The organism is Ruegeria sp. HKCCD7251 (genome assembly GCF_013031165.1).
Classification (GTDB): Bacteria; Pseudomonadota; Alphaproteobacteria; order Rhodobacterales; family Rhodobacteraceae; genus Ruegeria.
The window spans coordinates 558,001-570,542 of record NZ_WPZC01000002.1; the positions used below are offsets into that span (position 1 = coordinate 558,001).

Consider the following 12,542-nt stretch of genomic DNA (forward strand, 5'->3'; position numbering starts at 1 on the left):
TTTGGCGCGCCTCCGCTGGTTGGGCGTCGCTGCGCTGCGCGCTGCGGGATCAAAATCCGGGGCTTGTGCCTTGTAGGACGCCGTGTTCCAGCGCATAGCGTGTAAGACCGGCTGTCGATGATATGCCCAGTTTGCGTTTGATGTTCTTGCGGTGCGTCTCGACGGTGCGAACAGAGATATCCAGCGCCTGAGCGACTTCTTTATTCGACTTGCCTTGGGCGAGCTCCAGCAGGATTGTCTGCTCGCGCCCAGTCAGCGCCTCACGGGTGCTTTCGCCCTTGGGCTGTAACGAGCCGCTGGCACCCGTGCAAAGGTATTGTTCCCCGCGCATTACGGCGTCGATGGCCTGTTTGATCTCTTCGGTTGGGACGTCCTTGAGGACATATCCCTTGGCACCATGACTTAGCGCGGTCGAGATGTATTCCGGGCTGTCATGCATTGACAGGATAAGGATGCGGGTCCGGGGCAGGCGTTCCAGGATGATCTCGGTGGCGCTCAACCCGCCAAGCCCCGGCATATTCAGGTCCATCAGGATGACGTCTGGGGCCAGGTCTGTCGCCTTTTCCACCGCCTCTTGTCCGCTACTGAGCGTTCCGACGACCTGAATTTCGTCGTAGCTTTCAAGGATCGACTGAATCCCTTCGGCAACCATCGGGTGGTCATCTACAATAAGGACCCGGATCGTTTGGTCGCTCATGTACCGGCCTTTCGGTTTGGGGTCGCGTCTTCGCGTGGTGGCAACAAATGACTCAGGGGCAGGCTGGCCTCGATCACCGTGCCGCTGCGTGGGCCGCGTGATGACAGAATACGCAATGAGCCGTCAAGCTGTTCGATACGCTCTTGCATATTCCGCAATCCGATCCCGGCGCTTGCCTGTCCGGGGTCGCTACGCAGACCAGAACCGTTATCGGTAATGCGCATTGTCGCGCCTTTCTTATGACCGCGCAAATCAATTGTAACGCGCGTTGCCCCCGAATGACGCTCAATATTGGTGAGGGCTTCTTGGGCGATGCGATACAGCGCGATCTTGCTGTCCTGATCCAGACGGTTACGGAAGACAACGGTTGAAAACTCGGTCTCAATCCCGGTGCGTTCGCGGAAATCGTCGGTTAGCGCCTTGAGCGCCGGTCCAAGCCCCAGATCGTCCAAAACGCCCGGGCGCAGGTCGCGGCTGATGCGGCGGACCTCGGTGATGGCAGTGCCAAGGTGGTCGATCCCTTTCTCCAACGGAACGCGTGCGCCTGCGTCATCACCCCGCGCCAAGCGGCGACGGGCGTTGTCCAAAGCATAGCGCACTCCGACCAATATCTGACTGATCCCGTCATGCAGCTCACGGGCCACGCGACCGCGTTCTTCTTCCTGAGCGTCAAACACACGCTGGGTCAGCTCTTTCAGTTTGGCGTCAGCCAGCCTGCGTTCGCGGAAGTTCAGCAACATGCCCGAGGCAAAGACGATCAGCACGGCGGCCAGTACGATGCCGCCGATATACATGAAGGTACGCTGCACGCGGGCCTCGACCTCGGCGCGGGCATTGGCCACCGTTGCAACAATATCATCGATGAAAACGCCGGTGCCCACGGCCCAGCGCCAGTCTTGCAGGCCGACGACATAGGCGATCATCTGCGCCTCTTCCCCGGTTGAGGGCTTTTGCCACATGAAACTGTGCCATCCGGCCCCCTGACGGGCGAGACGAATGAACTCATCAACAATGGGCGTGCCGTCGCTGTCGGTTAGACCTTCCCAGTTTCGGTTGATGAACTGGGTTTGGCGCGGGCTGACCAGATTGTTACCGTCATAGTCATAAACGAAAAAGAACCCATCCTTGCCGTAGATCATCGCCGACAGGATTTGCGTCACAAGGTTCTGCGCCACCTTGTCGTCAGTTGATGCGCGGCCATAGATGTAAGCGAACCCGTTGCGGGCTTGGGTTACATAGTTGCGCAGTTCTTCCTTCTTGGCCTCGATCAGCCTGCGTTCCAGCGCCTGAATCTCGCGCTCGGCCGTTGCACGGGATTCATACGTCACGAACAGTGCGATCGCAGCGACGGCCACGACCAAGGGAATCGCCGCGACAAGCGACAATTTCTGGCCATAGGTCAGCGAAATCAGATTTCGGAATCCCCTCATGGTCGAATCGATACGCAAGCCTGCAGCAAATTGCAAAATTTTTGGACTTTTGATCGTTCTTCCCGGCCATAGGTCAGAAAATTGTGGTGTTTGGCGTCAAATTCACGACCCAAGCCGCCAAAAAACCGAGGTTCCTACGTAGTAGTAGGTATTCACATTCAATTCGGGGTCATTAGGCTGGCGCGCACTGACAACGACTGCCCCCGGCATCGGCTGGGGTATTGGATATGTAGGGGAGGAACACTCATATGGATCGTCGTTCATTTCTGAAAACATCTGCTCTGGGCGGCTCGGCAGCTGCGGCCACCACGTTGGCGGCTCCGGCTTACGCGCAGGGCAAGCGCACTCTGACCATGGTGACCTCGTGGGGTCGTGGTCTGGCAGGTGTTTTCGACAGCGCGCAGCGTTGCGCCGACAGCATCACCGCAATGTCTGACGGCAACCTGACCGTTGACATCAAAGCAGCCGGTGAACTGGTTGGCGCGTTCGAAGTTTTCGACGCGGTATCGTCGGGTCAGGCCGACATGTACCACGCGGCGGACTATTACTTTGTGGGTCAGCACCCGGGCTATGCCTTCTTCACAGCTGTTCCGTTCGGCATGACCGCGCAGGAACTGGTGAACTGGTACTACCATGATGGCGGCATGGAAGCTCATGACGAGCTGGGTCAGATCTTTGGCCTGAAGTCGTTCCTGGCCGGTAACACCGGTGCGCAGGCGGGCGGCTGGTTCTCGAAAGAGATCAACAGCCCCGAAGACTTTAACGGGCTGAAGTTCCGCATGCCGGGTCTGGGCGGTAAAGCCCTGGGTAAACTGGGCGCGTCCGTTCAGAACATCCCGGGTTCGGAAGTGTATCAGGCACTGTCCTCCGGCGCGATCGACGGGACCGAGTGGATCGGACCTTGGGCCGACGAAAAGGCCGGTTTCCAGGAAATCACCAAGACCTACTACACCGCTGGCTTCCACGAGCCGGGCGCTGGTCTGTCGCTGGCGACCAACCGCGACGTGTTCGAGGAACTGACACCCGCACAGCAGAAGATCATCGAGATCGCTGCCGCCGAAGCGCACCAGTGGAACCTGGCGCAATTCCTGGCCAACAACGGTGCGGCCCTGCAGCGTCTGCAGTCGGGCGGCGTGAAGGTCATGGAATTCCCGGACAGCGTTTGGGATGCCTTCGGCACCGCCAGCCAGGAAGTTCTGGACGAAAACATGGGCGACGAGCTGTTCAAGAAGATTCACGACAGCGCGATGGCTTCGATGGCGGCGTCTTCGGCCTGGTTGAACCTGTCGTCGGGTGCCTACACTGCACAGCGCGACCGCGTTCGCGGCTAATCGCAGGAACTAAACTCAATTGGTTTCCCCGCCTGGTGCGGGGAAACCTTTCCCGTTGCACATGCAGGGCTCGGACAAGCCAACAATAAGCTGCGGTGCAACTGACGCGACCTGGGGACAACATGCAGGACGAAAACGGTATCTCGTTCTTCGGCGCCCTGTGGAATGGACTGGTTTGGTTCATTCAGAACATTGCCGAAGCCTTCTATAATTTCGGATATGCCATCACGCATCCGCAACTCTGGCTGAACTGGTCGGACAAAGAAGCCATCATGCGCTTTGTCTATTATGGCGGGTCGGTCGAGTTCTTCTTTGTGATCTTCACCATCTTTTTGGTTCTGACCGCCATCGGTCTGTATTATCGGAACTTCATGTGGGGCATGGTGCGCGGCCTTGAGGGGTTCGCCAACACAACCGGACGCTTCTTTGCGTGGGCGGGCCTGTTGATGGTCATCCAGCAAATCGTCATCGTTTTCATGCAGCGGGTGTTCGCGCGGCCCGATATGGCCTTTGGTTTCGGTATCCCGATCCAGATGGATATCAGTTGGTATGCCGAAGAACTGAAGCTTTATAACGCAATGGTCGTGTGCCTGTGCTGCACCTATACCTTCGTGCAGGGCGGACATGTTCGGGTTGACCTGATCTATGCAGGCATCAGCCACCGGGCCAAACGTGTGATCGACATGCTGGGTGCGTTGTTGTTCATGATGCCGATGGCGGTGCTGACATGGATGTACGGATGGTACTTCATGTGGCGGCACCTAATCGTGCCGAAGCCCTCGGCCAGCGATACGCTGGACAAGCTGGTTCTGAAATCCCGCGCGCTGCGTTGGAACGTGGAAACCATCGGCTTCAGCCCGAATGGGTTCAACGCCTACTTCCTGTTCAAGATCCTTCTGGTGGCCTTCGCGGGCATGGTGTTCCTGCACGCCATCGCGTTCCTGTACCGGTCGTATCTGGAATATGTGGAAGGGCCAGACAGCGTTGGAAAATACCTCGACAAGGACAGCCTTGGTGAGGGTGAAGAAGCCTACGAAGGCGCACATTAGGGACGGGGACCCAGACTATGTTATTCGGACTTGATGGCGTCGAGATAGGCCTCATTATCGTGTTCTTCTGCCTTTTCGGAGGCATTCTGTCCGGCTTTCCGGTGGCCTTTGCCATCGGTGGGGCGGGAATCATCTCATTCGGGATAATTGCGGCGCTGGACAGTGCCGGGCTGCTGATACATCAGGCGATTGATACCAGCTCACAAGCCTATCGGGATGTGGTGAATTCTGGGATCAAGCCAGATGTGATATCGGTGTTCCGATACCCGGACTTACCGCGCATAGCTGAACCGGTCTTTGTATCGGGCTGGGAAACGGCCCTTGACCGCAACGTCTCGTTCATCGTGAACCGCATGAATGAACGTGTTCTGGCGGGGCAGTCGATCGAAACTCTGCTGGCCGTGCTGATGTTCGTCCTGATGGGCATCACGCTTGAACGCTCGAAGATTGCAAACGATCTGCTGACGACGATGGCGCGCGTTTTCGGACCGCTGCCGGGCGGTCTGGCTGTGTCGATTGTTGTTGTGGGCGCGTTCCTTGCGGCCTCGACCGGGATCGTCGGGGCCACCGTGGTGACCATGGGTCTGCTGGCGTTGCCGACGATGTTGCGGAACAACTATTCGCCTGAACTGGCGACGGGTGTGATCGCCGCTTCGGGTACGTTGGGGCAGATTATTCCGCCCTCGATCGTGATCGTTCTGCTGGGAACTCTGGCGGGAGATTTGTATTCAACCGCTCAGGAAACCCGCGCAGTTGAAGCGGGCTGTACCGACGCGCTGACCTATCTGGGTGAGCCGGCGGTGGTTTCGGTCGGCACGTTGTTCCAGGCGGCGCTGCTGCCGGGGATCATGCTGGCGTTGCTCTATGCGCTCTATGCGTTCGGATATGCGTTGCTTAACCCCGATAAGGCTCCGGCTGTTGAACTGTCGGGCGGCAGTGGCGAAGTGATTACTCGCGCCGAAGGTCTGACCTGGTTGCTGGGCGCGCCGGTCGCCCTGATCGTGGGCGCGGTAATGCTAAGTAGCGCCGGTATCATCGGCAGCCAGAACATCAGCGTTTCGGCGTTCTCTGACATTGGAGAGGGCGCATCCCTGCGCACCAACGTGTCTGCGGAATGTAAGGCCTCGATGATCGACCTGCATGGTCAATCCGCCTGGGATCAGGCCGTGGCCGAGCAGGAGGCCATCGACGCTGCAGGAGGAACCAGCGAAGCCACACGACTGACCGAAGAGGAACTGGCCGCTGCTCAGGAAGCCAAAATCGCAGCGGCTGCACCGATCGGAACAGGTGTCGCCGTGATGGTTGTTCTGCTGGGTCTGACGCTGGTCATGGGACGGGGAATTGCACCGTCGCAGTCTACGCAGCCCCTGATCGTTGGGGCCATTGGCCTGTTGCTGATGCTATTGGTGGATGTGCTTCTGATCGCGCCGACAACATCGTCCGGGGCGACCTTCCTGCTGTTGGCGGTGCCGTTTGCGCTGGCCATGTATGGCTGTAAGGAAGCTGCGGCGCGGTGCGCGACCAATGATCTGATCCGTGTGGTGTTCCCACCGCTGGTTCTGATCATCGCGGTTCTCGGCTCGATCCTGGGTGGTGTGACGAACCCAACTCCGGCGGCTGCGCTGGGGGCTGGTGGTGCGATCATGCTGGCGGCCTATCGCAAACTGCAGGATCAGGGACGATCCGGCAAGGTGATCATCTGGTCGACATTTGCCGTGATCATTGCCCTGCTCATGGGGGTCAACTTTGACCTGCGTATCAACCAGGGCGGTGTGACGGCGGAAACTTGGATTGCCTTCTTCATCGCGTATGGCGCTTACCTGTTCGCCCTGTTCGGCCTGATCTATGGGTGCTGGGTTCTGTTTACCAGTGGTGTTCTGACGCCGGTGGTACGGGAAACCGCCAAGGTGACCTCGATGGTGTTCACCATCCTGATCGGGTCGCAATTGTTGAACCTTGTGGTGATCTCGTTTGGTGGGGAACATTACATTCAGCAATTCCTCAGGAGCTTTGACAACGAGTTTACGGTTTTCCTGATCGTGATGCTGGTCTTGTTCATCCTTGGGTTCGTGCTGGATTTCCTTGAGATCATCTACATCGTGATCCCCATCGTAGGCCCGGTGATCTATGGCGGATCGTTTGATCCGAAATGGGTCACGATCATGGTCGCGGTGAACCTGCAGACCTCGTTCCTGACGCCACCGTTCGGATTTGCCTTGTTCTATCTGAGGGGGGTTGCACCGAAGGAGGTCACGACTGGGCATATCTATCGCGGGATCATTCCTTTCGTGCTGATCCAGGTGGTCGGAATCGCAATCCTGTGGTTCTTCCCGTCGATTGTGACAATCGTTCCGGATCTGATCCCGAACTGATCTTTGGGTGTCATTCAGTGAAAATGAAAAGGGGGCCTGCTGGCCCCCTTTGCTTCGGCGTTTTGGGAAGGGGCCAGCCCCTTCTTGGCCTGCGGCCAATTCAACCCCGGGATATTTTTGGCCAGATGAAGGGATGGATCAGGTGAACTGAATGAGGTCCCAGCGGTTTCCGAAGGGATCGCGCCAGACGGCGACCGTTCCGTAGGGCTCGTGTCGGGGGGCTTCCTCGAAGTGAACACCTGCGGCGTTCATTTTGGCGTGGTCGCGGTCGAAGTCATCGGTTTCCAGAAAGAAGCCTACGCGCCCACCGGTCTGGTTGCCGATTACTGCGGATTGGTCAGGTCCGTCCGCGCGGGCGAGCAGTAGCGATCCCTGCTTTGATCCTGGCGGTGCGATGCGGACCCATCGATTTCCTGCGCCCAGGTCAATATCCTGCAGCACGGTGAATTTCAGCGTTTTCGTATAGAAAGCGATGGCTGCGTCATAATCCGGGACCACCAGCGTCACCGCGTGAAGGCTTTGGCGCATGTTGCCTCAGCCCTTGGTCGGGTGGCGGTCGGGTAGTTGGATATTGGCTACCTGTTCGGCAATGGGGGCGGTGGACAAGGGGTGATGACTGGAGTCCGGCAATTCCGACGGATTGCCGACATTGATCCATTCGCCCCGAACGTACGCTTCGAGCCCGGAGAAGCGGGCCTTGTATCCCATTTTGGGGCTTCCGGGTACCCAATACCCCAAATAGACGTATGGCAGGCCAGCTTCGCGGGCGATGTCGATGTGATCGAGGATCATGTACGTCCCCAAAGAGCTTTGCGGCTGGTTCGGGTCGTAAAAAGAATAGACCATGCTAAGCCCGTCATCCAAGACGTCCGTCAGGCTTACGGCGATCAGGTCACCGGTGGTCGGGTCCGCGTACTCCACGACCCGGCTGCGGATCGGAGTTTCCTCGATCATCGCGGCAAATTCGAATACATCCATATCGGCCATGCCGCCATCCGCGTGGCGCGTGTCCAGATATCGGCGGAACAGTTCGTATTGTTCATCTGTTGCCCAAGGCGAGTTCGCCTTGCGCTGGAGGTAGGCGTTGCGTTTGATGGCGCGTTTCTGGCTTTTGCTGGTGCGAAACTCGGAGACGTTTATCCGGGCGGACAGGCAGGCTGCGCAATCGGCGCAAGACGGGCGGTACAGCACGTTCTGGGACCGGCGGAATCCTTGTTGAGACAGCGAGTTGTTGAGCTGATCCGCGCCTTCGCCCTGTAGGGCGGTGAACAACTTACGCTCCATCCTGCCCTCAAGATAAGGGCAGGGTTGTGGGGCCGTCACATAGAATTGTGGCGCTATTGGCAGCGTGTGTCGCATGAATGTTCCAGGTTTCCTGAAACGGATGATAACAACCGATCCCGGTACCGCCAAGTGATTCAAGCAGTTGGATAATTTTTACGCGCGCTGGTTGATCATGACCGTTCCAAGGAAAGCATCTGTTAGCCCCTGGCACCGCGCGCTGGTCAGCATCATGATGACCGAGATGATCTGCAGGACTGGGAAAGCCATGCTGACGAAATAGCCCGCGGTGTGTGCCAAGGCTTTGCCGGTATCCATGCGGGCCCCAAAGGAATCGCGCAATTCTATGCCCATGAATCGCATACCCAAAGTGGCTGAGCCATTTGCGATGGTCACAACGCGATAGATAAAGCTTACGACCGCGTAGATCAGGGCAAGAATAAACAAGCCCATGCCCAAGGTCAGAAAGATCGCAACTGTGCAGAGCAGTGAGACAAAGGCGATGTCAAACAACCACGCGACAAAGCGTTTGATCGCCACGGACTGATAGAACTCCGGCTGGCGGTCAGGGTCAGGCAAATGGGTCATGTAGGGAATTTCCGAGTTGTTGTGTGGTTTACCCTGTCCCGATCAGGCGGGGCAGGGCAAGTCTGGATCAGGCGTTCTCGCCGTTTTCGCTTGGATCGCGGTTTTCGCGGGCGCGTTCGTCCATGAACTGATCGAACTCGGCCTTGTCCTTGGCTTCGCGCAGGCGGCGCAGGAACGCTTCAAAATCCTGTTGTTCGCGCTCCAGACGGGCAAGGGTGTCGGCCTTATATGCATCAAAGGCGCTGTTGCCCGAGGGTTTCATGGCGCTCATGTGGCTGTGCCAGGTTTTGCGGCGGCTGCAGGACTTGCTGAACATGCGTTTGCTCCAGATCATATAGGCCAGAATGGCCAGGCCTACGGGCCAGAAGAAGATGAATCCAAGGACCATTACAGCGATCCAGGCCCCTTTTCCCTTATCATCAAGCCAGGCTTCGGCGCGGTAGAGCCATCCCGGATTTTCAGGGACGGCGTGGTCGGAAAGTGCGGTCATTTGGGGTCTCCGGGTTAATGTAAATTGCGTTTACATCATCTAGATGGGGGGTATGCGGCAGGTTGCAAGGGGTGAATGTGAAAAAGATTTACATCTTGGATGGGCGGTGCATAGCAAAGCGCCGAGAAAAGGTTAGTTTCCGCTTGCGCAAGACATTGAAATTACGCCATCTCCTAATTGGGGCTTGAATCCCTTGTATAGTCTTTCCGCCGGAGGGTTAATGTCAGGACCACTCGCCATCCAACGAATGCCTCGACCTTTCGATCTGTCGTTGGGGGCAGAGGCGCGTGCGCTTGTCACTGATCTCGCACCTGAAGCCGGCGAACTTATCGCTGGGGCCGCCGGATCGAGCCCTTATCTGAATGGGCTTGTCGCGCAAGAAAAGGACTGGCTTGCGCAGGCTTTAACCCAGCCAGATCAGGCACTGGCAGATGTGGTGCAGGGCGTACAAAATCTGCCAGCGGATCAGTTGAAGCCCGGATTACGACAGGCCAAACGGCGGGTTGCGCTTCTGACCGCTCTGGCTGATCTGGCTGGTGCGTGGCCGTTGGAGAAAGTTACGGCGGCCCTTACGGATTTTGGCGCACTAGCGGCCGACGTTGCGGCCAAAGCTGAGATCGCCGCGCTGATCCGGCGGGGCAAACTGCCGGGCATGACCGAGGACGATGTGGAAACTGCTGCCGGGATGATCATTCTGGCCATGGGAAAGATGGGTGCGCACGAGCTGAACTATAGTTCGGATATCGACCTGATCGTTCTGTTTGATGAAACCCGGTTTGATCCGGGCGATTTCTATGATGCGCGACACGGAATGGTCCGGGCCACACGGAATTTCTGCGCGACGCTCAGCGACAAGACGGCAGATGGCTATGTGTTCCGCACCGATCTGCGTCTGCGTCCCGATCCGGGGGTGACGCCTGTGTGCATCGCGGCTGAGGCCGCCGAACGGTATTACGAAAGCCTTGGCCGCACATGGGAGCGCGCAGCCTATATCAAAGCGCGGCCCTGCGCAGGTGATATCGAGGCAGGACAGCGCTTTTTGGACACGCTGCGTCCGTTTGTCTGGCGGCGGCATCTGGATTTTGCCGCCATTCAGGATGCCCATGACATGCGTCTGCGTATCCGCGAGAACAAAGGCACCGGCGGCGCGTTGACCATACCGGGCCATGACATGAAGCTGGGGCAGGGCGGCATCCGTGAGATCGAATTCTTTACACAGACCCGCCAGTTGATCGCCGGAGGGCGCGACCCAGATCTGCGGGTTCGTGGTACGGTGCCCGGGCTGGCAGCCTTGGCTGACAAGGGCTGGGTTCCACGGGATGTCGCGGAAAAGCTGACGGACCATTATCGCGCCCATCGGGATGTCGAACATCGGATTCAGATGATCCACGATGCCCAGACCCACAAGGTGCCTCAGTCGCCTGATGGGATCGAACGTGTCGCCTGCCTCATGGGGACCGACAGCGCCGAACTGACGGCGGACCTGACCCGCCGCCTGACCGAAGTCCACGAGCTGACCGAAGGTTTCTTTGCGCCCGGCTCGTCTACGCTGAAACCTGCCGGAGAGGCCGGGTTTGATCAAAGCATTCTGGCCCGCTGGCCCACCTATCCGGCGTTGCGATCGCAACGGGGCGCGCATATTTTCGAGAGGCTTAAGCCCGAGCTTCTGTCGCGCCTTTCGAAAACTGCGAAACCGGATGAGGCGCTGTTGGCACTGGACGGGTTTCTTTCGGGCTTGCCGGCGGGCGTACAGCTATTTTCGTTGTTCGAAGCCAACCCTCACCTGATTGACCTGCTGATCGACATTGTCGGAACCTCTCATGCGTTGGCGGCGCACCTGTCGCGCAATTCTTCGGTGTTTGATGCGGTGATTGGGGGCAGTTTCTTTGACGACTGGCCGGGGCGATCCGCTCTGCAGGCCGATTTGCAGCAGGCACTGGCGCAGGAAGGGGATTATGAAAGCCAGTTGGACCTCGCGCGGCGTTGGTGCAAAGAGTGGCACTTTCGGGTCGGTGTGCATCACTTGCGTGGATTGATCGACGGGGCGCAGGCCGGACAACAATATGCGGAACTGGCAGGGGCTGTGATCGCCGCGATCCTGCCATGCGTGGAAGAACAATTCGCCCTGAAACACGGCCCCGCGCCGGGACGTGGGGCCGCCGTTCTGGGCATGGGGTCGCTTGGCGCTGGCCGAATAAACTCGCAATCCGATCTGGATATCATCCTGATCTACGATCCGCTGGATCAGGACATGTCTGACGGCCCGCGACCTTTGGCAACCCGGACTTACTATGCCCGGTTCACGCAGGCGCTGATTACGGCGCTGTCTGCCCCTATGTCTCAGGGCAGGTTGTATGAGGTGGACATGCGCCTGCGCCCTTCCGGCAATCAGGGTCCCGTTGCGACGAGTTGGGCGAGTTTCACCAATTATCAACGAAATGAAGCGTGGGTTTGGGAACATCTCGCCCTGACCCGTGCCAGGGTCGTGGCGGGCGATCCGGGACTGGCCGAGGATATTGAGGCGTTTCGCGCAGTACTCCTGTCCCACCCCCGAGACCAAGCGCAGATATTGAACGATGTGGCAGAAATGCGCGCCCGTTTGGCGGCAGCGAAATCCCCGTCTGGTATTTGGGACGCCAAGAACGGCGCAGGGCGCATGATGGATATTGAGTTGATGGCCGAAACCGGAGCCTTGTTGTCGGGTGAGACCAAGCACGATGTTCACGCAGGGTTGGACGGCGCGGTCGCTGCCGGGCTTTTGGACGTCGCGCAGGCGCAAACACTCAAAGAATGCTACGATTTATGCTGGTCAGTACAATGTGCGGCTCGGCTGCTGTCCGGTAAGATGATCGAAGCGGACAAAATAGGCCAGGGCGGGTCAGATTTCCTGTGCCGGGCCACTGGGTTCGAACAGGTTGAACAGCTTCAGGCCGAGCTGCAGCAGAGGTATTCAAGCGCTGCCGAAATTATCGCCAGCGTGATCAAGGAGGACGGCAATGGCGCGCAGTGACGATCCGAACGACCACAAAGGTCTTATCCGCGAAGCCTATCGCATTGATGGCATCACTTTGCCGGAATGCCGCTCTATCTTTCTGGACTGGGCGCTCAGCCTGCCTGCTGAACGGGATCAGGCTCTGGCGTTGGTTGACCTACACGCCGCCTATTCAGCGCAGGCAGCGGATCATCCTATGACAAAGGTGCTGGCCGAAGGTCTGCAAGCCGCCAAAACCCCTAAAAGACGGGGCGGATGGCGTTCGCGTTCGCGCTAGGGCTTTTCCCTGCGGGCAATCGGCACTAAGAGGGC

General features: G+C 58.3%; 11 protein-coding genes. 5 read left to right on the forward strand and 6 right to left on the reverse strand.

The features are described from left to right. Positions 1 to 49 precede the first annotated feature (49 nt). Both GOX75_RS08895 and GOX75_RS08900 read right to left on the reverse strand, forming a co-directional pair. Positions 50 to 697, reverse strand: a complete 648-nt coding sequence (locus tag GOX75_RS08895) for a response regulator transcription factor (protein ID WP_171122217.1) — start codon at positions 695 to 697, stop codon at positions 50 to 52. Continuing rightward, entirely contained in the window at positions 694 to 2,127 is a 1,434-nt protein-coding gene (locus GOX75_RS08900; RefSeq protein ID WP_171122218.1) for a cache domain-containing protein, read from the reverse strand. The genes GOX75_RS08895 and GOX75_RS08900 overlap by 4 nt, the downstream gene beginning before the upstream one ends. A gap of 248 nt (positions 2,128 to 2,375) precedes the next feature. Between GOX75_RS08900 and GOX75_RS08905 the strand changes: the two genes are divergently transcribed. The 3 genes from GOX75_RS08905 to GOX75_RS08915 all read left to right on the forward strand — a co-directional run bounded on the left by GOX75_RS08905 (position 2,376) and on the right by GOX75_RS08915 (position 6,879). Beyond that, the gene (locus GOX75_RS08905; protein WP_171122219.1) at positions 2,376 to 3,458 is read left to right on the forward strand and encodes a TRAP transporter substrate-binding protein; all 1,083 of its coding nucleotides are present in this window, start codon (positions 2,376 to 2,378) and stop codon (positions 3,456 to 3,458) included. 122 nt (positions 3,459 to 3,580) lie between these two features. After that, complete coding sequence (locus tag GOX75_RS08910; RefSeq protein WP_171122221.1) at positions 3,581 to 4,507, forward strand: TRAP transporter small permease subunit; 927 nt, start codon at positions 3,581 to 3,583, stop codon at positions 4,505 to 4,507. A 17-nt stretch (positions 4,508 to 4,524) separates the two neighbouring features. Further along, positions 4,525 to 6,879 carry a TRAP transporter large permease subunit gene (locus GOX75_RS08915; RefSeq protein WP_171122223.1) on the forward strand — a complete coding sequence of 785 codons (2,355 nt, stop codon included), beginning with the start codon at positions 4,525 to 4,527 and terminating at the stop codon, positions 6,877 to 6,879. 138 nt (positions 6,880 to 7,017) lie between these two features. Here GOX75_RS08915 and GOX75_RS08920 read toward each other — a convergent pair whose 3' ends face one another. The 4 genes from GOX75_RS08920 to GOX75_RS08935 all read right to left on the reverse strand — a co-directional run bounded on the left by GOX75_RS08920 (position 7,018) and on the right by GOX75_RS08935 (position 9,238). Beyond that, positions 7,018 to 7,407 carry a VOC family protein gene (locus tag GOX75_RS08920; RefSeq protein WP_171122225.1) on the reverse strand — a complete coding sequence of 130 codons (390 nt, stop codon included), beginning with the start codon at positions 7,405 to 7,407 and terminating at the stop codon, positions 7,018 to 7,020. 6 nt (positions 7,408 to 7,413) lie between these two features. Next, a complete protein-coding gene (locus GOX75_RS08925; RefSeq protein ID WP_171122227.1) occupies positions 7,414 to 8,238 on the reverse strand; it encodes an arginyltransferase in 825 nt (274 codons plus the stop codon). 78 nt (positions 8,239 to 8,316) lie between these two features. Beyond that, on the reverse strand, positions 8,317 to 8,748 hold the full coding sequence (locus GOX75_RS08930; protein ID WP_171122228.1) for an RDD family protein: 432 nt from the start codon (positions 8,746 to 8,748) through the stop codon (positions 8,317 to 8,319). A gap of 67 nt (positions 8,749 to 8,815) precedes the next feature. Further along, positions 8,816 to 9,238 carry a DUF2852 domain-containing protein gene (locus GOX75_RS08935; protein ID WP_171122230.1) on the reverse strand — a complete coding sequence of 141 codons (423 nt, stop codon included), beginning with the start codon at positions 9,236 to 9,238 and terminating at the stop codon, positions 8,816 to 8,818. Positions 9,239 to 9,458: 220 nt separating this feature from the next. Between GOX75_RS08935 and GOX75_RS08940 the strand changes: the two genes are divergently transcribed. Together GOX75_RS08940 and GOX75_RS08945 are read left to right on the forward strand one after the other, a co-directional pair. Continuing rightward, positions 9,459 to 12,248, forward strand: coding sequence for a glutamine-synthetase adenylyltransferase (locus GOX75_RS08940; RefSeq protein ID WP_171122232.1), 2,790 nt, complete (start codon positions 9,459 to 9,461; stop codon positions 12,246 to 12,248). Then, on the forward strand, positions 12,235 to 12,507 hold the full coding sequence (locus GOX75_RS08945; RefSeq protein WP_171122235.1) for a hypothetical protein: 273 nt from the start codon (positions 12,235 to 12,237) through the stop codon (positions 12,505 to 12,507). The genes GOX75_RS08940 and GOX75_RS08945 overlap by 14 nt, the downstream gene beginning before the upstream one ends. The last annotated feature ends 35 nt before the right edge of the window (positions 12,508 to 12,542 follow it).

Coding starts and splice junctions, on each gene's coding strand:
- GOX75_RS08920 (WP_171122225.1), bottom strand. CDS start 7,407: ATGCGCCAAAGCCTTCACGCGGTGACGCTGGTGGTCCCGGATTATGAC.
- GOX75_RS08905 (WP_171122219.1), top strand. CDS start 2,376: ATGGATCGTCGTTCATTTCTGAAAACATCTGCTCTGGGCGGCTCGGCA.
- GOX75_RS08945 (WP_171122235.1), top strand. CDS start 12,235: ATGGCGCGCAGTGACGATCCGAACGACCACAAAGGTCTTATCCGCGAA.
- GOX75_RS08895 (WP_171122217.1), bottom strand. CDS start 697: ATGAGCGACCAAACGATCCGGGTCCTTATTGTAGATGACCACCCGATG.
- GOX75_RS08915 (WP_171122223.1), top strand. CDS start 4,525: ATGTTATTCGGACTTGATGGCGTCGAGATAGGCCTCATTATCGTGTTC.
- GOX75_RS08940 (WP_171122232.1), top strand. CDS start 9,459: ATGTCAGGACCACTCGCCATCCAACGAATGCCTCGACCTTTCGATCTG.
- GOX75_RS08930 (WP_171122228.1), bottom strand. CDS start 8,748: ATGACCCATTTGCCTGACCCTGACCGCCAGCCGGAGTTCTATCAGTCC.
- GOX75_RS08900 (WP_171122218.1), bottom strand. CDS start 2,127: ATGAGGGGATTCCGAAATCTGATTTCGCTGACCTATGGCCAGAAATTG.
- GOX75_RS08910 (WP_171122221.1), top strand. CDS start 3,581: ATGCAGGACGAAAACGGTATCTCGTTCTTCGGCGCCCTGTGGAATGGA.
- GOX75_RS08925 (WP_171122227.1), bottom strand. CDS start 8,238: ATGCGACACACGCTGCCAATAGCGCCACAATTCTATGTGACGGCCCCA.
- GOX75_RS08935 (WP_171122230.1), bottom strand. CDS start 9,238: ATGACCGCACTTTCCGACCACGCCGTCCCTGAAAATCCGGGATGGCTC.